The organism is Nonomuraea sp. NPDC047897, assembly GCF_043204415.1.
Classification (GTDB): domain Bacteria; phylum Actinomycetota; class Actinomycetes; order Streptosporangiales; family Streptosporangiaceae; genus Nonomuraea.
Map to the genome: position 1 here is coordinate 1 of NZ_JBIDCC010000028.1, position 17,375 is coordinate 17,375.

Below are 17,375 nucleotides of genomic sequence, written 5' to 3' on the forward strand. Positions count from 1 at the left end.
TCGACCGAACCAGCTACAAGGCCACCGTCAGTATCGACATCCTCGCTCCGGCAGACCCTTGACGCTCACCACAACCCCCAAACTTCACGGCCTTGCGACTAGTCCTCGCCGTAGCGAGCCGGAAGCACCTCGGCGGCGATCGTGTAGAGCCGGTCGATCTCGGCGTCGGTCAGCGCCCGCTCACGCTTGGTGATCCACCTGCGGGCCCGGACGCCGTCGTAGACGTCGACGCCGCGGATGCTCATCACCTTCCACGGCACCGCCGGCCCGTAGATGGCCAGGGACGGCACGACCGAGACCTGACGGCCGAACTCCTTGCTGATCAGCTCGCTCGCCTTGGTCGCCTCCATCAGGGCCTCGGTGAGGCGCTCCTTCTTGTCGAACGGCCCGTGGTAGAGCTTCTTGCCCATCTGCACGCGCACCGGCAGGCGCTTGTCCCACTTCTCGGAGTCGACCGCGTAGACGCCGGTCGGCCCGACGACCAGGTGATCGATCTGGGCTTCAGTGCCCGGGATCGCCCTTGCGTGCAACGTGCGGTAGCCGTTGCGTTCGAGTTTGCGTAGCTGGGCCTCGGTGCGCCGCTCGGCGACGGACGCGCGCCGCCAGGCGGGCACCGCCGAGTGGGACCTGGCCCGGTAGACCGTGTCGAGGATCGCCGCGATGACGCCCGCCGTCACGCCCGCCCGCCAGTCGGCCAGCAGGAATCCCGCGACCAGTGCCACGCCGACCGCCAGCAGCGCGCGCAGGCGCAGATGGTGGAAGCGCGGCTGGCCGAGCACGCTGCTCATGGCCACGCGCTTGACGGGCGCGTAGGTCGGGGGAGTGGGCGCCGATTGCTTGGCGGAGGCCGTCTCGCCCTCGTCAGGTCTGTCGCTCACCCAGATAGGTGAGGTGCTGGGACCGTCTTCTCGCTGGTGGTCGGAGTCCACGCGACTCACCGTAGCCCGAGCGTCTGGTCGATTCCTAGTGTTGCCCTGTCCATAGTTTTATGGCCCCAGCCCACTGTGTTCCGCGCCCGATTTCCGGGTATCTATTACGTTCTTCTCTAGAGATCCCTAGTGTGACCAGCGTGCGAGACCTTCACGAGCTAACGGCACTCGAGCAGGCGCAGGCCGTCCGCGACCGGGTCATCTCGCCGGTCGAGCTCACGCGGCACTACCTCGACCGGATCGAGCGGATCGACCCGCGAGTCGGCGCCTACGTGACCGTGACCGCCGAGAGGGCACTGGAGCAAGCGGGCCGCCTGGAGCAGGACCTGCCGGACGGGCCGCTCGCCGGAGTGCCGATCCCCGTCAAGGATCTTAACCTGGTCAAGGACGTGCCGATCATGTTCGGCTCCGCGACATACCGGGAGTTCGTCGCACCGGTGGACGACACGGTCGTGGAACGGCTGCGTGAGGCGGGCACGGTCATGCTCGGCAAGACCGCCACCCCCGAGTTCGGGCTGCCCTGCTACACCGAGACCGACGTGTCGCCGCCCACCCGCTCACCCTGGGACACCGAACGCTCCGCCGGCGGGTCGAGCGGCGGCGCGGCGGCGGCGGTGGCGGCCGGTCTCGCCCCCGCCGCGCAGGGCAGCGACGGTGCCGGCTCCATCCGCATCCCCGCCTCGGTGTGCGGGCTGTTCGGCATCAAGCCGACCCGCGGGCGGATCAGCTTCGCACCGATCATCCCCGACCTCGCCGGACTGTCCACCAACGGTCCCATCGCCCGGACGGTCGCCGACGCGGCGGCCCTGCTCGACGTGATGGCCCACAACGTGCCCGGCGACCTCTACCACGCACCGCCGGCCGAGGGCACGTTCCTGGCCCACGCCCGCCGGGAGCCGGGACGGCTGCGCATCGCCCGCTTCGCCGACCCCGTCGTGCCCGGCGCCGAGCTGGACCCGGCGGTGCTGGCCGCCTACGAGGAGGCCGGCGCCACGCTGGCCGCGCTCGGTCACGAGGTCGTGGACATCGAGCGGCCGTACGGGCCCGACCTCGTGCCGCAGTTCGTCACGATGTGGTACGCCTTCGCCTGCATGCATCCCGTGGCCGACGACCAGACCGGCCTGCTGCGGCCGATCACCGCCTGGCTGCGCGAGCGCGGCTTCGCCACCCCGGCCCCGGCCTTCCTCCAGGCGCAGGCGGCGCTGCAACTGGCGACCAGGGGAGCGCTCGCGGTGACCGACGCCTACGACGCGGTCCTCACACCCACGGTGACGCAGCCGCCCCGCCCGCTCGGCTGGTTCGAGGACGTGGCGGATCCCGAGGAGACGTTCGAGCGGATGACGAGGTTCGCCGCGTTCCCGGCCATCTACAACGTCTCCGGCCAGCCCGCGGTCAACCTGCCCCTGCACTGGACCGCCGACGGCCTGCCGATCGGCGTCATGCTCGGCGGCCGGATCGGCGGCGAGGGCACGCTCATCTCGTTGTCGGCCCAGGTAGAGGCGGCCAGCGGCGGCTTCTGGGGCCCGCGCCGACCGCCCGTCTGGTAGGTCAGGCCGAAGCGGTGGCCTCCAGCAGGCCCACGACGTGGTCGCTCACCCCGGTCAGCAGCGTCGCCGGCGCGACGGGCGCCGCGGCCACGGCCGAGAACAGCGCAGGCAGCCCGGGCAGCGGGAAACCGTCGTCCTTCAGCGCGGCGCCGCCGATCTCGTTCTTGTCGAGCGCGGACCGGCTGCGCTCCCAGGCGTCGAGCACCTCCTCGGGGGAGGGCACGCCGAAGCCGTGACCGACGGGCGCCGCGTGCCGCAGCCGCACCAGCGGGGTCTCCGCGAACGCCAGGGCGGTGCGGGCCCGCACGTTCAGCTCGGCGCGCTGCTCCGGCTCGATCCAGTGCATCGCCGTGCACGGGTTGCGGCAGGTTGCCACGCACACGGCGAGCGCGCCGGCCACCTGGCTGTGCTGCCGGTCGAAGTAGGCGCGCCACCCCTCGGCCGGCTCTCCGGCCACCCGCAGCGTCCTGTTGGTGGCCGACTGCTCGGACTTGGTGTGGTCGCAGTCGCGGTCGCCGATGACGCCGAACCGGCTGCCGGTCGCGCTCAGCCCGTCGGGCCACAGCACCGGGTCGCCCGCGTGACCCAGATGCGGCTCGAACGCCAGCAGCGGCAGGTACTCGGCGGCGATGTGCACCGCGGCGATCATCGGGCTCAGCTCCCGGCGGTGCCAGCGGGCCGCGATGACCTCCAGCAGCAGCCCGTAGGCCGGCCGCAGCGACTCCAGCGCGCCGCGCGGCTGCTCGCGCGGCGTCTGCGGCATGTGGCAGGCGCGGGCCCGTCGCCTCAGCTCCGCCGGGACGGACCTCGCCTCGACCGCGAAGTCCTCGGCGTCGAGCGACAGCAGCCGCTGCCCGAACTCGCACACGTCGGCGATCTCCGGAGTCGGGGCCAGCGCCCCGAGGTCGGCGAACGCGTGGCGGCGGGCCAGGGCGATGAGCAGGTCGCGAGTCGAGTTCACCGATCAACTCTCTCATGACGGGACAGCCGGGCCGTGCCGGTGCCCGCCATGCCGGAGACCCGGACGGCGCCCGCACCGTGATCGCGTACAGTCGGGGGGATGCCTGTCTCGCGCCAGGGGGTCGTCCTCGGAACGGCCGCGTACGTCCTGTGGGGCCTGTCGGCCCTCTACTGGCCGCTCGTGAAGCCCACCGGCCCGGTCGAGATCCTGGCCCTGCGCATGGTGTGGTCGCCCGTCGCGATCGGCCTGCTGGTGCTCGCGCTCGGCCGCCGGCGGCAGGTGGCGGCCATCCTGCGCCGGCCCCGTCAGGTGGCGCTGCTGGCCCTGGGCGGAGTCCTCACCACGGTCAACTGGGCGTTGTTCATCTGGGCCACCATGAACGGGCACGTCGTCGACGCCTCGCTCGGCTACTTCATCACCCCGCTGGTCAGCGTCGCGTTCGGGGTGGTCCTCCTGAAGGAACGGCTGGGCGCGTGGCAGTGGGCGGGGATCGGCCTGGGCGCCGCCGCCGTCCTGGTCCTGACGATCGGCTACGGCGGGCCGCCGTGGATCGCGCTCGGCCTGGCGGTCACGTTCGGCACCTACGGCCTGATCAAGAAGTGGGTCGGCGTCGGCGCCGTCGAGGGGCTCATGGTGGAGACCGCCGTGCTGCTGCCCCCGGCGCTGGTCTACACCGTGGTGCTGCAGGCCGGCGGCCAGGCGACCTTCGGCCACGTGTCGGCCGCCAACACGCTGCTCGGCGTCGGCGCGGGCTTCGTGATGATGGCGCCGATGCTGCTGTTCAGCGCGGCGGCCAGGAAGATCCCGCTGAGCGTCACCGGCATGCTCCAGTACATCGAGCCCATCGTGCAGTTCCTCGTCGGCCTGCTGGTCTTCCGCGAGCCGATGCCGGCGGCCAGGTGGGCGGCGTTCGTCCTGCTCTGGGCGGGCCTCGCGGTGCTCACCGCCGGCGCGGTCAGCCGACGGGGTCCGCGGAGCGAGGCTCGGGCTCGTCGAGATCCACGGCGCTCCGCTCGATCATCTCGAACTGCCGCATCAGCCGTTCGAGATCCGGAGGCGAGACCGTGAACGAGTCGTGCACGGCCTCGCCCGCGGCGGTGTAGCTCAGCTCGTGGCCGCAGGTGCCGTCCCACAGCCCGGTGATCACCCGCATCGGCGGGGGCAGCCGGTCGATGTGCACCCGGCGCACCCTGACGCCCGCCAGCCGCTGCTCGCGGGCCAGCGCGTCGAGTTCGTCGGTCCACTCGTGGTAGATGAACACGCGGCGGATGACCACGCCCCGCGCCAGCGCGTCCAGTTGCGCCCGCCAGTACTGCCGTCCCACCGGCTGCTGCCACCAGCCGAGATCGACGCCGGGGACGCTGGTGACGCACATGCTCTCCCGCGCCTGCTCGATCAGCCGCAGGAACACCGCGTTGTCGCCGTACGGGGCGCGGAAGTGGCCGCGTTCGAGGTCGGCGAGGGTCCGCAGGCACTCCTCGAAGGCGGCCCGGCAGGCGTCCTCGGCCGGGGTGCCCTGGTATTCGCGCTCCACGTGTTTGGCCGCGCGCAGCATGGGCTCCATCACGTCGGGCAGCCACGGGATCTTCTCGATCGTGGAGACCATGTGGCCGACCCGGGTCTCGTGGTCGACCCGCCGCTTCTCCCGCAGCAGGGTCTGCACCTGCAGGGTGATGACGCCGCCGATGAGCCCGGCCACGGTGCCCAGCGCCTGCGCGGTGTCCTCGCGGACGTAGAAGATGACACCCAGCAGCACGGACAGCCCCGTGCCGATGAGCAGGACCGGATCGACGACGAGAGAGGGCGACGACTTCTTCTTCTGCTGCCGCTTCAAACGGGGACTCCCGGGGCGCGTGGGGGACGACCGGCAATATAACCGATCATGCTCGCGTCGGCGGGGCGAGGGGCCGGATCGCCGTCAGGGGCAGGGCGCCCGGACGCACTGGACCTCGCCCGGGTCCGCGGTCTCGGTGGGCTCCGGCTCGCCGGTCGGCTCCTGCGGGCCGGGCGTGGGCTCCTCGGTGGGCTCCGGCTCCTTGGTGGGGCTCTGCGTCGGCGTCGAGGTCGGCCCGGAGGCGGTGGCGGACGGGGCCGGCGTCGGGGTGACGCTGGCCGTCGGGGTGGCCGTGGCCGTGACGCTCCGCCGAGGGCCGGTCGTGGCCACGCGGGGCGGCGGGGCCGACTGCCGGGCGGTGGAGGTGGGCGTGCCGGCGGACGGGGTGACCCGGCTCGTGGTCACCGGCGGCGTGACGGGCAGGATGGGGTCGGCGGAGCTCTCGGGGCGCAACCAGATCGAACCGGCGACGGCCACGGTGACCGTGACGGCGGCGGCCACCGCCAGCAGCGCGCTACGGGTGCGGCGGCGCGCCGCGGCCGGCGCGGTGACGTGCGCGCCGGGCTCCGCCGGGGGAGGGGAGGGCAGCGTGCCGGGATCGGCGGCGGCCGGCGTCGGCTGCGCGTCCCGCGTGCCGGCGGCCGCCCCCGTGGCGGGTGTGCCGGCGGGCGGCGTCGCGAGCGGGCGCGCCGCCGGCGGGGTGGCGTCGGGCAGCGGGCCGGGCAGGGTGCCGGGCACGGCGCCGAGGCCGGGGCCGTGGAGGTCGCCGGACACGTCGGCGGGCGGGAGGGGCACGGCGCCGGGCGCCGCCAGGGCCTGCCGGGCGGCGGCGCCGAGCGCGACGGCGGACGGCCAGCGCCTGCCCGGCTCCTTCTCCAGCGCCCGGGCGACCACCTCGCGCGGCCCGGCCGGCACGTCCGCGGGCAGCGGCGGCACGTCGGCGTGCAGGTGCTTGAAGATGATCTGCACCGGGGTCTCGCCCTGGAAGGGCAGGTGCCCGGCCAGGCACTCGAAGGCGACCACGCCGAGCGCGTAGACGTCGACCGACGGCGTCACCTCGCTGGCGGTGGCCAGCTCGGGAGCGCAGTAGCCGGCCGAGCAGAGCATCGCGCCGGTGGCGGTGAGCTGGCCGGCCGACGCGGAGTGGGCGATGCCGAAGTCGGTCAGGGCGACCCGGCCGTCGGGCCTGATGAGCAGGTTGGCCGGCTTGACGTCGCGGTGCACGATGCCGCGCTCGTGCGCGGCCGACAGCGCGTCGGACACCTCGGCGACCAGGCGCATCGTGGCGGCCGGGTCGAGCGGCCGGCGGCGCAGCACCCGGTCGAGCGACTCGCCGTCGACGAACTCCATCACCAGGAAGCTCACCCGGCGGCCGGCGACCTCGCAGGCGCCGTAGTCGTAGACGTCGACCACGCCGGGATGCTGGAGCGTGGCCATGGCCCTGGCCTCGTTCTGGAACCGCTGGGCGAACGTCGGGTCCTCGGCCAGCGCGGGCGTCATGACCTTGACGGCCACGGTGCGGCCGAGCACGGTGTCGTCGGCACGCCACACCTCGCCCATGCCACCGCCGCCGACACGGCTGGTCAGCGCGTAGCGGTCGTTGAGCGTCGTACCGGGGGCGAGCACGTCTTCGAGGCTAACACCGGGGGAGCGATGCGAGCGCCGAATCGCCGAGCGCGTCCCGCCCGCGCCACGGGACTCTCACCGCAGGTCAGGGCGCCCGGCGACCCGGACGCCGAGACCCCGGCCGCCTGGGGCGGGCCGGGGTCTCGAACGGACGGGACGCGACGGGCTAGGAGGCGTCCTTGGCCTGGTTGCGCAGGGCGCGGCCGACACCGTCGGCGCCCTCCATGATCAGGCGGCGCAGCGCCTGCGGCGGCTCCTCCTCGCTCAGGTAGCGCTCGGCCGCGGCGACCGTCTCCTGCTCGATGAGCAGCGAGGGGAAGCAGCCCACGGCGAAGGTGCTGGCCTGGTCGAAGGTCCACTCCTTGTAGATCCGCCCGACCTCGGCGAAGTACGCCTCGCGGTACGGCTCCAGCAGCTCGGGGTGGTGCGGGTCCTGGAAGCCGCTGATCGTGGTGCGCGCGATGTGGTTGGCCAGCTTGCCGCTGACGACGCGCTCCCACGCCGCCGCCTTGGCCTCGGGCGTCGGCACGGCCGCGCGGCACAGCGCCGCCGAGCGCTCACCGGTGGCCGTCGGGTCGCGGCGCAGCTCGGCCTCGATGTCGGCCTCACCCAGCGCCCCGCCCGAGACCAGCGCGTGCGTCACGGTCCAGCGCAGGTCGGCGTCCACGGTCAGCCCCTCGGGCACCGCCGAGCCGTCCAGGATGCCCCGGAGCAGCGCCAGGTCGTCGCCGGAGGTGGCCACGGGCGCGAACGCCTGCAGGAACGCGAGCTGGTGGTCGGAGCCGGGCTCGGCCGCCGCCAGCCTGGCGCGCAGCTCGCCGGCCAGCAGCGCCAGACCCTCCTGACGCCACGCCGGGTCGGCGTACTGCTGGACGGCCTGACGGGCCTGCCGCAGCACGGCCTGCAGGACCGTGATGTCCTTGACCGTGCCCGCGCCGGAGACGACCAGCCTGACGTAGTCGCGGGTGGACAGCTCGCCGTCGCGCGTCATGTCCCACGCCGCCGACCAGCACAGGGCGCGCGGCAGCGACTCGGTGAACGCGGCGATGCCGCCCTCGACGAGCGTGCGCAGCGACCGCTCGTCGAGGCGGATCTTGGCGTACGTCAGGTCGTCGTCGTTGACCAGCACCAGGTCGGGCTGCTCGACGCCGACCAGCTCGGACACGGCCGTCCGCGCGCCCACCACGTCCAGCTCGACCCGCTTGGTCCGGGTCAGCTCGCCGTCGGCCAGCGAGTAGAGGCCGATGGCGACCCGGTGGGAGCGCAGCGTCGGGTAGTCGGCCGGAGCCTCCTGCAGCACCTCGAAGCTTTCGAACCGGCCGTCGGCCGACACCTCGAACGACGGGCGCAGCGTGTTGACCCAGGCCGTCTCCAGCCACTCCTTCGACCACGACGACAGGTCGCGGCCCGAGGTGCGCTCCAGAGCCGACAGCAGGTCCTTCAGCTCGGTGTTGCCCCAGGCGTGCTCGCCGAAGTAGTCGCGCACCCCCGCCAGGAAGTTGTCGAGGCCGACGTAGGCGACGAGCTGCTTGAGCACCGAGGCGCCCTTGGCGTAGGTGATGCCGTCGAAGTTGACCTCGACGGCCTGCATGTCGGGGATGTCGGCGGCGATCGGGTGGGTGGAGGGAAGCTGGTCCTGGCGGTAGGCCCACGCCTTCTCCACGTTCGCGAACGTGGTCCACGCGCCCTTGCCCCAGCGGGTCGCCTCGGCCTGCGCGAGCACCGACATGTAGGTGGCGAACGACTCGTTCAGCCACAGGTCGTCCCACCAGCGCATGGTGACCAGGTCGCCGAACCACATGTGCGCCATCTCGTGCAGGATCGTCTCGGCCCGCCGCTCGACCACGGCGTCCGTGACGCGCGAGCGGAAGACGTAGTCCTCCAGGAAGGTGACGCAGCCGGCGTTCTCCATCGCGCCCGCGTTGAACTCGGGCACGAAGAGCTGGTCGTACTTGCCGAACGGGTAGCGGACGCCGAACACCTTGTGGAAGAAGTCGAAGCCCTGGCGGGTGACCTCGAAGATGTTGTCGGCGTCGAGGTGCTCGGCCAGCGAGGCCCGGCAGTAGATGCCCAGCGGGATGCCGTCGTGCTCCGAGGTCACCTTGTGGTAGGGCCCGGCGACCAGTGCGGTGATGTACGTGGACATGACCGCGGTGGGCGGGAACTCCCACCGCCTGGCGGCTCGCGCCGCCCCGTGCTTGCCGCCCTCCTCGGCCAGTTCCGTCACCGCGGACGGCGCGGCGTTGGAGACGACCTCCCAGTCGGCCGGGGCCAGCACGGTGAGCTGGAAGGCGGCCTTGAGGTCGGGCTGGTCGAAGCAGGCGTACATGCGGTGGGCGTCGGCCGTCTCGAACTGGCTGTGCAGGTAGACCTTCTGGTCCACCGGGTCGACGAAACGGTGCAGGCCCTCGCCCGTGCGCATGTAGGCGCAGTCGGCGTCGACGCGCAGTTCGTTGGACTCGGCCAGCGAGGGCAGCGGGAAGCGGCCCTGTTCGGCGTCGTAGGAGGAGACGTCGAGCTCCTCCCCGTTGAGGGTCACCTTGCGGACCTTGGCGCCGTGCAGGTCGATGAAGGTGGACGCGCCCGGCCGCGTGCTGGTGAACCGGACGGTGGTGATGCTCTCGAAGCGCTCCTCCCCGTCCGTCAGGTCGAGGGCCACGTCGTACGCCTCGACTCGCAGCAGCCGGGCGCGCTCGCGCGCCTCGTCCCGGGTCAGGTTGCCTGCCAAGTTGTGCTCCTTTTCACCACTTCGTCGGGGTAGTCGGTATCCTGTCACGCTTGGAATAGGACACGGACCCACCCAGGTTATGACCACACATGACTGCGAAGACTCCTGTGGATCTGTGGTTCGATCCTTTCTGCCCGTTCGCCTGGGCGACGTCACGGTGGCTGCTCGAGGTGGAGAAGGTGCGGCCGATCGAGCCGCGCTGGCACCTGATGAGCCTGTACGTGCTCAACGAGGGCAAGGACCTGCCCGAGGAGTACCTCCAGCTGACGACCCGGGCGCAGGAGATCGTCAGGGTCGTCGCCGCGGCGCGGCAGAAGTACGGCGACGGGGTCACCGGCGCCCTCTACACCGAGCTCGGCACCCGCCTGCACAACCAGCGCATGAGCAAGCGCCTCCACCTGCTGCGCCAGACCGCGGAGGAGGCCCTGGAGGCCGCCGGCCTCGACCGCGAGCTCGCCGACGCCATGGGGTCCGAGGAGTACGAGGACGCCATCCGCGCCTCCCACGACGAGGGCATCTCCCTGGTGGGGCAGGAGGTCGGCACCCCCATCATCCGGGTCGGCGCCAACGCCTTCTTCGGCCCCGTCATCACCCGCATCCCCCGCGGCGAGGAGGCCGGCCGGCTATGGGACGGCGTGCTGCTCGTCACCGCGTTCGAGGACTTCTTCGAGCTCAAGCGCTCCCGCACCCGAGAGGTCCGCTTCGACTGACTTCCTGCCCAACGAATCTGGGCAACTCATCCCCTTCCCGGGCGCATGACCGTACAGTGCTGGAAAAGCGCGCCCGCTGACTACGCTGAGTCAGCGAAAGTGCGAATGTCGACACTGTGCGTCATGCGCCGGCTCTCGCTTTGTCGGGGCCGGCGCGCCAGGATGGGAGCCATGCGCAGGCTGTACATCGGCGGTACGTGGACCGCCTCGGTCTCCGGAGAGGCGATCGACGTCGTCAACCCGGCCACGGAGGAGACCATCGACAGGGTGCCGGCCGGTGCCCCCGACGACGTGGAACACGCGGTCCGGGCGGCTCGCCAGGCGTTCCCCGCCTGGTCCGCCACCGATCCGGCCGAACGCGCCAAACTCCTCGCCGCCGCGGCCACCCTCATCGAGCAGCGCGCCGACGACATCGCCGCGACGATCGCGACCGACATGGGCGCGCCGCTCGGGTTCGCGCGCAAGGTGCAGACGCTCATGCCCGCCGGGGTGCTCGCCTCCTACGCCCGGCTCGCCGAGAGCCACCCGCGCGAGACCCGGATCGGCAACTCACTCGTCGTCAAGGAGGCGGCCGGCGTCGTCGCCGCGATCACGCCCTGGAACTACCCGCTCCACCAGATCATCTGCAAGGTGGCCCCGGCGCTGGCGGCCGGCTGCACGGTCGTGCTCAAGCCGAGCGAGGTCGCACCCCTCGCCGCGTACGCGCTGGCGGACGTCCTGCACGAGGTCGGCCTGCCTCCGGGCGTCTTCAACCTCGTCAGCGGGCGCGGCCCCGTCGTCGGCGAGGCCATGGCCGCGCACCCGGAGGTCGACATGGTCTCCTTCACCGGCTCCACCGCCGCCGGGCGCCGGGTCGCCGCACTCGCCGCGGAGACCGTCAAGCGGGTCGCGCTCGAACTCGGAGGCAAGTCCGCCGGGATCATCCTGCCCGACGCCGACCTGCCCGCCGCCGTCAAGGCCGGCGTCGCCCACTGCTTCGTCAACGCAGGCCAGACCTGCTCGGCGTTGAGCCGGATGCTCGTCCACCGCGACCAGTACGACGAGGCCGTCCGCCTGGCGGTCGAGGCGGCCCGCGCCCACACCGTCGGCGACCCGTTCGACGAGACCACCCGTATCGGCCCGCTCGTCTCCGCCGCCCAGCGCGACCGCGTCGTCCGCTACGTCAACCGGGGTCAGGAGGAGGGCGCCCGCCTGGTGGCCGGCGGCACCGAACGCCCGCGCGAGCGCGGCTACTACGTCGAGCCGACGGTTTTCGCCGGCGTGGAGCCCGGCATGTCGATCGAGCAGGACGAGATCTTCGGCCCGGTCCTGGCGATCGTCCCCTACACCAGCGAGGACCAGGCGGTCCGCATCGCCGACGGCACCCGCTACGGCCTGTCGGGCGCCGTGTGGGCCGCCACCGACGAGCGCGCCCTCGGCGTGGCCCGCCGTCTCCGCACCGGCCAGGTGATGATCAACGGCGGCCGGTTCAACCCGCTGGCGCCCTTCGGCGGCTACAAGCAGTCGGGCCTGGGCCGCGAGCTGGGCGAGCACGGCCTGGAGGAGTATCTGGAGACCAAGTCCCTCCAGCTCTGACCCCGGGCACGCGACCGGCCCCGGCCGACACGCGACCGGGGCCGGATGCGCCGACGGTCAGTCGGCGCAGATGGCGAAGACGCTGATGCCGACGTCGTTGTAGCCGTCCTGGCGGCCGATGCCGATCCAGCCGCGCCCGTCGTCGGTGGGGAACGACCCGACCAGGATCGCCCTGTTGCCGCGGGCCTCCGCGCCGCCGCCGAGGACCTTCTTGTTACCGGGGCAGTAGAGCGTTCGACGGACGAAGTTGCCGACGTTCGCGTTGGGAAGGGTGACGAGTTGGTAGCCGGGAGGCAGAGCCGCCTGGCGGGCAGCCGCCGCGACGGGAGCGGGCGCCTCGCTGGCCGCGGCGGTAGTCGTCAGGCACGCCCCCGCCGCGAGCACGGTCAGGGGGATGGCCAGGAACCTCTTCGACTGCATCATTCTCCTTCTGTCCTGCCCCCTGCGGGCACGACACCGGGCAGCACGCGGCACGCCGGCGAATGCGGTGCTGACGGTGACGAAGTGATCGCGGGGGGCAAAGGGCTGACACGAAGAGTATCCGTGCTGTGACGTACCGTGTCCATGCGGATCTGTGTTCGACCCCGCCTTTGCCGGAGGACCACGCCGCCGGAGACGGCGGCCCGGCGCCGTGAACGCGCGCCGTCGCCCTGACGAGCCGCCCGCGACCGGGCTACGCCTTCAGCATGATCTTGCGGGCCTCGTTCTTGGGCAGCCGGTCGAGGTAGAGCCTGCCGTCGAGGTGGTCGAACTCGTGCTGGAAGCAGCGCGCGAGCGAGCCGCGGGCCTTGATCTGCAGCGGACGGCCGAGCCGGTCGAGGCCCTCGACGGTCACGCCGGCCGCGCGGCCGACGGGCGCGTACTGGGGCCGGCCGGTCTGCCGGTCGGGCACCGACAGGCAGCCCTCCTCGTCGAGGATCTCCTCGGGGTCGTCCACGGTCAGCACCGGGTTGATCATGTGCCCCTTGCGCCCGCTGATGTCGTAGACGAACACCCGGCGCGAGACGCCGATCTGCGGGCCGGCCAGGCCCACGCCGTTCACCGCGTACATCGCCTCGAACATCTCGTCGACGAGGCGGCGCAACTCCTTGTCGAAGCCCTCGACGGGCTCGGCGGGGGTGCGCAGCACCGGGTCGCCGATCGCACGGATCTCTCGCATGGCAGCTTCTACTCCCGTAAGGGCTGGTGGTGGCCAGAGGTCCTTACTGTAGCGAGCGGGCGCCCACCGCTGAACCCTCGGCCGCCGGCTGTGGAAGACTGGGCGACGTGCGCGTCTACATCGGTGCCGACCATGCCGGCTATGAGCTGAAGAACCACCTGGTGTCCTGGCTGAAGGACCACGGCCACGAGGTGATCGACTGCGGTCCCTTCGTCTACGACGCAGAGGACGACTATCCCGCGTTCTGCCTGCGCGCGGCCGAGGGCGTCGCCGGCGACCCGGGCAGCCTGGGAGTGGTCATCGGCGGCTCCGGCAACGGCGAGCAGATCGCCGCCAACAAGGTGCGCGGCATCCGCGCCGCCCTGGCCTGGAACGATGACACGGCCAAGCTCGCCCGCGAGCACAACAACGCCAACGTCGTCAGCGTCGGGGCCCGCATGCACTCCACCGAGGAGGCGACGAGGTTCGTCGAGGTCTTCCTGGCCACGGCGTTCTCCGGGGCCGAGCGGCACAGCCGGCGCATCGCCCAGGTGGCCGCGTACGAGACGATCGGCCAGCTCCCGTCGCTGCCCGGCTGAGCCCGGCCCACCGAGCCGCATCCCGCTGCCGCAATCCGCTACCGCACCGCGCTGTGGGACCGCGCTGTGGCGCGCGCGCCGTCCGCGTCAGGAAGGACGGCGCCTGGGCTCGCGCCTCGGCATCTCGTCGCGCAGCGGCCGCCGGTCGGCGGCCTCCTGCTGCTCCTTCGACGGCCGTGACACGTCGCGGGCCCGCATCGCGGTGATCGCCGTGATCTGCAAACTCTGCAACGCCATCAGATCCTCCCGAGGGGACCGGCGGCTTCGGCCGTCGGGGGAATCGGGAGCGGGAGGGCCACCAAGGTCCGAGCGTGCTCTGACCTGCGAGGTCTGCGCATCACAGATGTCCTTTCCGGGTTTTGTCGGTGCCTGCCGATACTGTGGTCGTGTCGTTACCGAGTGTGAGAGGTGGGTGTGCGCAGGTCGTTCAGGTTCCTGCTGCGCCCCACGGCTCGCCAGGCGGCCGCGCTCGCCGCTTGCCGGGAGGATCACCGGCAGCTGTACAACGCCGCTCTGGAGCACCGGCGCACCGCCTACGCCAAGGCCGGTGTCACGATCCGCTACGGCGATCAGTCGGCTGAGCTGAAGCACATCCGCGCCGACGATCTGGATGGTCAGGGCCGCTGGTCGGCGGGCTCGCAGCAGCAGACCCTTCGCCGTCTGGACAAGGCGTTCGCCGCGTTCTTCCGCCGCATCAAGAACGGCGCGAAGCCCGGCTACCCGCGGTTCAAGGGCCGGGGCTGGTTCGGCACGGTCGAGTGGCTTGCGACCAAGAACGGCGCGACCTGGGACTCCCAGCCGCATGATCCGATGACACGGGTTTACCTGCTCGGCATCGGACATGTGCGGGTGCACCGGCACCGTCCGGTCAAGGCTGAGAGCGCCGGTCGAGAGCTGATCGCAGTCGATCCCCGCAACACCTCCCGCACGTGCTCGCGCTGCGGGCACTGTGCGAAGGACAACCGCCGCACCCAGGCCGCGTTCGCCTGTACGGCGTGCGGGCACACCGCGCACGCCGACGTGAACGCGGCGACCAACATCCTGAGGGCAGGGCTTGCCCTTCGCCAGGCCGCGCAGGCGGCTTAGCGAGAAGCCGCCGCTTCCTTCAGGGAGCGGAGGAGTCACGGTGGAGAGCCTACGTCCGGACACGCGGGCCCACGAGAGATCCGTGGGCCCGATCTCACGGCCCGATGCGACGGCTAGAACGTCAGCCCGGCCCACGGCTTGGGATCCCAGGCCATGGCCGTGGCCAGCGACCGCACCGCGCCCGGCGTGTGCTCGCGCAGCAACCCCGCGCCGAGCTGGGCCGCCAGCAGACCGTCGCCGAGGAAGGCCGAGCCGAGCGCGGCGACCGGCAGCGACACGTCCGGCTCGTCGTCCACCGGCTTGCACTCGGCGCCCGTCGCGTCGGCGCTCAGCCGCCACCGGCGCGCGTTCCATGGGCACACCCCGTCCTCGACCTCGAGCACCACGTCCACCGGCGCCCCGTAGGAGCGCCCGGCCAGCGCCCGGTCCACCTCCACCAGGCGCACCCACAGCTCGTCGTACCAGCGGGCGCGCACCTGGCGCTGGTTGGCCAGCAACGCCGTGATCGGGTCGTCCACCGGCCTGCTCACCGCGTGCACCCGCGACACCAGGTCGCGGTCGAGCACACTGCGCCACAGCAGCGCGTACGCGGCGGGATCGACGGCCTCCAGCTCCTGCAGGCTCAGCTCGCCGTCGGCCACCCCGTCGTCGTCCCAGGACGGCTTGATCCGGAAGAGCGCGTAGCCGCGCACGCCCCCGTCGTCCTCCGCCACGACCGAACGCAGCGGGCCCGCCCCCCGCTGGTCGGCCTCCTCGTCGGCCAGCACGCCGGCCCAGAACGACTCGTCGCGCGCGTAGCGCCCGGGCCGCCGGCCCACGACGGAGCCGAAGACCCGCTCGTAGTCCGCGCGCGCCTCGGCGGGCCTGACCACGCGCAGCCGCAGCGACGGATCGTGCGGGGCGCCCGGCACGAAGTCGGTGCCGTCGGTCCGCACCTGGAACGCCAGGTTCGCCGACGCCCGGCCGTAGCCGAACCGGCCGTAGATCGCGGCCTCGGAGGCGTACAGGGCTGCGACGCTCTCCCCGCGCTCCCGGACGTCGGCGAGCTGCCTGCGCATCAGCGCCGACAGGACGCCGCGCCTGCGGTGCGACGGCAGCACGCTGACCGCTGTGACCCCCGCGACCGGCAGCCGCCCCCCGGGCACCGTCATGGACAGGCTGAAGACGGAGGTGACACCGGCGACCGTGTCGCCGTCGAACGCCGCCAGCGTGCGGTCGAACTCGGTGCCCGCCTTCCACCGCGCCTCCTGCGACGGGTGAGGGGTCATGCCGAAGCCCTCTTGGAGCACTCCGGAGAAGGCGGGCCACTCGGCCTCGCTGATCGGGCGGATGGGATACGTCATCCCTCCACGGTAGGAGGGGGCGAAGGCGGACGGCCACCGATTATCGGTCCTCGACGATCAAGGCGTTGGTCAAGTGGGATGCCCAAAGGCGGGCCAGACCGATACAGTCAGGCGCATCATGACTTCCCGTCCGGCGCCGCTGATCTCGCCACGGCTCCGCGCGTTCCTCGTGCGGGTGCCGCTGCTGGTGCCCGCCGTGCGGGTGCTGCGCAAGGGGCTGCTGTCCAGCGACCGCAACCTGACGGTGACGCTGATCATACTCACACTCGTGGTGGGCGCGCTCGCCGCCCGGGTGTCCACCGAGTGGTTCTCGCCGTCGCTGCTCATCCTCATCACGCTGGTGGGCGGTCTCCAGCTCCGGCTGACCAGCCTGGCCAAGCTGCTCACGGCCGTCGCCGTCGCGCTCGGCTACATCGCCTTCACCCTGGGGCCGCGCGGCATCGGCGTCGGGCTCATGGTGACGATCGGCTTCACCACCGTGCTCGCGGTCCTCATGGCGCGCACCCGGGGCAAGCTCGGCGTGCAGGGACTGCGCGGCGACGCCATGCTGCTGGAGCTGCGTGACCGGCTGAAGAACCAGGGCGAGCTGCCCCCGCTGCCCAAGGACTGGGGCGCCAAGGTGGTGCTCAAGCAGGCGGGCGGCTCCTCCTTCGGCGGCGACTTCCTCGTCTCGCTGCGCGACGAGGACCGGGTGGACATCGCCCTCGTCGACGTCTCCGGCAAGGGCGTCGACGCGGGCACCAGGGCGCTGTTGCTCTCGGGCACGTTCGGCGGGCTGCTCGGCTCCGTCGACGACTTCCTGCCGGCCTGCAACGCCTACCTGCACCGCCAGCGCGGCGACGAGGGGTTCGTCACCGCCGTGCACGTCCGGCTCGACCTGGCCACCGGCGACTACACGATCACCTCGGCCGGTCACCCGCCCGTGGTGAAGTTCGACGCGGGCACCGGGAGCTGGCAGGTCGCCTCCGCCAAGGGCGTGGTCCTCGGTGTCGTGCCCGATCTGCACTGCGAGCCCGAGCACGGCACCCTGCGCAGGGGCGACGCGCTGCTGCTCTACACCGACGGGCTGATCGAGCAGCCGGGCCGCGACATCGACGCCGGGCTCGACCGGCTCCTCGGCGAGGCCGAGCGGCTGCTGCCGTCGGGCTTCCGTGACGGGGCGCGGGCCCTGGTCAACGCCATGGCCTCCGGCCACAACGACGACTGCGCGCTGGTGCTCGTCTGGCGTCCCTGACCCGTGTCGATCGTCACGGGTCCGCCCGTGTGTTCGTTCACGCCCAGATCGTGCGCGCCGTCACT

The 17,375-nt window shown here is 72.3% G+C and carries 16 protein-coding genes; 7 read left to right on the forward strand and 9 right to left on the reverse strand.

Translation table 11 applies throughout. The annotated features are described in order from the left end of the window. Nucleotides 1-98: 98 nt before the first annotated feature. The gene (locus tag ACGF0J_RS37170) at nt 99-878 is read right to left on the reverse strand and encodes a nuclease-related domain-containing protein (RefSeq protein WP_393153845.1); all 780 of its coding nucleotides are present in this window, start codon (nt 876-878) and stop codon (nt 99-101) included. 191 nt (nt 879-1,069) lie between these two features. On the opposite strand from ACGF0J_RS37170, the gene ACGF0J_RS37175 reads away from it, so the two are divergent. After that, nucleotides 1,070-2,476 carry an amidase gene (locus ACGF0J_RS37175; protein WP_393153847.1) on the forward strand — a complete coding sequence of 469 codons (1,407 nt, stop codon included), beginning with the start codon at nt 1,070-1,072 and terminating at the stop codon, nt 2,474-2,476. A gap of 1 nt (nt 2,477) precedes the next feature. Here ACGF0J_RS37175 and ACGF0J_RS37180 read toward each other — a convergent pair whose 3' ends face one another. Next, nucleotides 2,478-3,437, reverse strand: a complete 960-nt coding sequence (locus tag ACGF0J_RS37180) for a hypothetical protein (protein WP_393153849.1) — start codon at nt 3,435-3,437, stop codon at nt 2,478-2,480. A gap of 99 nt (nt 3,438-3,536) precedes the next feature. On the opposite strand from ACGF0J_RS37180, the gene rarD reads away from it, so the two are divergent. Then, nucleotides 3,537-4,505 (forward strand): EamA family transporter RarD, encoded by a 969-nt coding sequence (rarD, locus tag ACGF0J_RS37185; protein WP_393153851.1) that lies wholly within the window; start codon nt 3,537-3,539, stop codon nt 4,503-4,505. Here rarD and ACGF0J_RS37190 read toward each other — a convergent pair. The 3 genes from ACGF0J_RS37190 to pepN form a co-directional block, all read right to left on the reverse strand. Continuing rightward, nucleotides 4,393-5,271 (reverse strand): hypothetical protein, encoded by an 879-nt coding sequence (locus ACGF0J_RS37190; protein WP_393153853.1) that lies wholly within the window; start codon nt 5,269-5,271, stop codon nt 4,393-4,395. The two genes, rarD and ACGF0J_RS37190, sit on opposite strands and share 113 nt — an antisense overlap. A gap of 84 nt (nt 5,272-5,355) precedes the next feature. After that, nucleotides 5,356-6,897, reverse strand: a complete 1,542-nt coding sequence (locus ACGF0J_RS37195; RefSeq protein WP_393153855.1) for a protein kinase — start codon at nt 6,895-6,897, stop codon at nt 5,356-5,358. Between the two features lie 166 nt (nt 6,898-7,063). Beyond that, nucleotides 7,064-9,625, reverse strand: coding sequence for an aminopeptidase N (gene pepN, locus ACGF0J_RS37200; RefSeq protein ID WP_393153857.1), 2,562 nt, complete (start codon nt 9,623-9,625; stop codon nt 7,064-7,066). An 89-nt stretch (nt 9,626-9,714) separates the two neighbouring features. On the opposite strand from pepN, the gene ACGF0J_RS37205 reads away from it, so the two are divergent. Both ACGF0J_RS37205 and ACGF0J_RS37210 read left to right on the forward strand, forming a co-directional pair. Further along, on the forward strand, nt 9,715-10,335 hold the full coding sequence (locus ACGF0J_RS37205) for a DsbA family protein (protein ID WP_393153859.1): 621 nt from the start codon (nt 9,715-9,717) through the stop codon (nt 10,333-10,335). 171 nt (nt 10,336-10,506) lie between these two features. Next, complete coding sequence (locus ACGF0J_RS37210) at nt 10,507-11,910, forward strand: aldehyde dehydrogenase family protein (protein WP_393153861.1); 1,404 nt, start codon at nt 10,507-10,509, stop codon at nt 11,908-11,910. 57 nt (nt 11,911-11,967) lie between these two features. On the opposite strand, the gene ACGF0J_RS37215 is transcribed toward ACGF0J_RS37210, so the two are convergent. Together ACGF0J_RS37215 and def are read right to left on the reverse strand one after the other, a co-directional pair. Next, nucleotides 11,968-12,333, reverse strand: coding sequence for a hypothetical protein (locus tag ACGF0J_RS37215; protein WP_393153863.1), 366 nt, complete (start codon nt 12,331-12,333; stop codon nt 11,968-11,970). A gap of 250 nt (nt 12,334-12,583) precedes the next feature. Beyond that, a complete protein-coding gene (gene def / locus ACGF0J_RS37220) occupies nt 12,584-13,069 on the reverse strand; it encodes a peptide deformylase (protein WP_393153865.1) in 486 nt (161 codons plus the stop codon). A 107-nt stretch (nt 13,070-13,176) separates the two neighbouring features. Here def and ACGF0J_RS37225 point away from each other — a divergent pair, with 107 nt between their 5' ends. After that, on the forward strand, nt 13,177-13,647 hold the full coding sequence (locus ACGF0J_RS37225; RefSeq protein WP_393153867.1) for a ribose-5-phosphate isomerase: 471 nt from the start codon (nt 13,177-13,179) through the stop codon (nt 13,645-13,647). 87 nt (nt 13,648-13,734) lie between these two features. Here the strand turns inward: ACGF0J_RS37225 and ACGF0J_RS37230 are convergent, their stop codons facing one another. Next, nucleotides 13,735-13,884: a hypothetical protein gene (locus ACGF0J_RS37230; protein ID WP_185087270.1), complete on the reverse strand. Its 150-nt coding sequence runs from the start codon at nt 13,882-13,884 to the stop codon at nt 13,735-13,737. Between the two features lie 177 nt (nt 13,885-14,061). Here ACGF0J_RS37230 and ACGF0J_RS37235 point away from each other — a divergent pair, with 177 nt between their 5' ends. Then, entirely contained in the window at nt 14,062-14,733 is a 672-nt protein-coding gene (locus tag ACGF0J_RS37235; RefSeq protein WP_393153869.1) for an RNA-guided endonuclease InsQ/TnpB family protein, read from the forward strand. A gap of 113 nt (nt 14,734-14,846) precedes the next feature. Here the strand turns inward: ACGF0J_RS37235 and ACGF0J_RS37240 are convergent, their stop codons facing one another. After that, nucleotides 14,847-16,076, reverse strand: a complete 1,230-nt coding sequence (locus ACGF0J_RS37240) for a GNAT family N-acetyltransferase (protein ID WP_393153871.1) — start codon at nt 16,074-16,076, stop codon at nt 14,847-14,849. Between the two features lie 118 nt (nt 16,077-16,194). Between ACGF0J_RS37240 and ACGF0J_RS37245 the strand changes: the two genes are divergently transcribed. Continuing rightward, entirely contained in the window at nt 16,195-17,310 is a 1,116-nt protein-coding gene (locus ACGF0J_RS37245; protein ID WP_393153873.1) for a PP2C family protein-serine/threonine phosphatase, read from the forward strand. Nucleotides 17,311-17,375 lie beyond the last annotated feature (65 nt).

Bases quoted from the DNA above. Each gene is read 5' to 3' on its own strand.
- ACGF0J_RS37230 (WP_185087270.1), bottom strand. From the start codon at position 13,884: ATGGCGTTGCAGAGTTTGCAGATCACGGCGATCACCGCGATGCGGGCC.
- ACGF0J_RS37240 (WP_393153871.1), bottom strand. From the start codon at position 16,076: ATGACGTATCCCATCCGCCCGATCAGCGAGGCCGAGTGGCCCGCCTTC.
- ACGF0J_RS37245 (WP_393153873.1), top strand. From the start codon at position 16,195: ATGACTTCCCGTCCGGCGCCGCTGATCTCGCCACGGCTCCGCGCGTTC.
- rarD (WP_393153851.1), top strand. From the start codon at position 3,537: ATGCCTGTCTCGCGCCAGGGGGTCGTCCTCGGAACGGCCGCGTACGTC.
- ACGF0J_RS37210 (WP_393153861.1), top strand. From the start codon at position 10,507: ATGCGCAGGCTGTACATCGGCGGTACGTGGACCGCCTCGGTCTCCGGA.
- ACGF0J_RS37205 (WP_393153859.1), top strand. From the start codon at position 9,715: ATGACTGCGAAGACTCCTGTGGATCTGTGGTTCGATCCTTTCTGCCCG.
- ACGF0J_RS37215 (WP_393153863.1), bottom strand. From the start codon at position 12,333: ATGATGCAGTCGAAGAGGTTCCTGGCCATCCCCCTGACCGTGCTCGCG.
- def (WP_393153865.1), bottom strand. From the start codon at position 13,069: ATGCGAGAGATCCGTGCGATCGGCGACCCGGTGCTGCGCACCCCCGCC.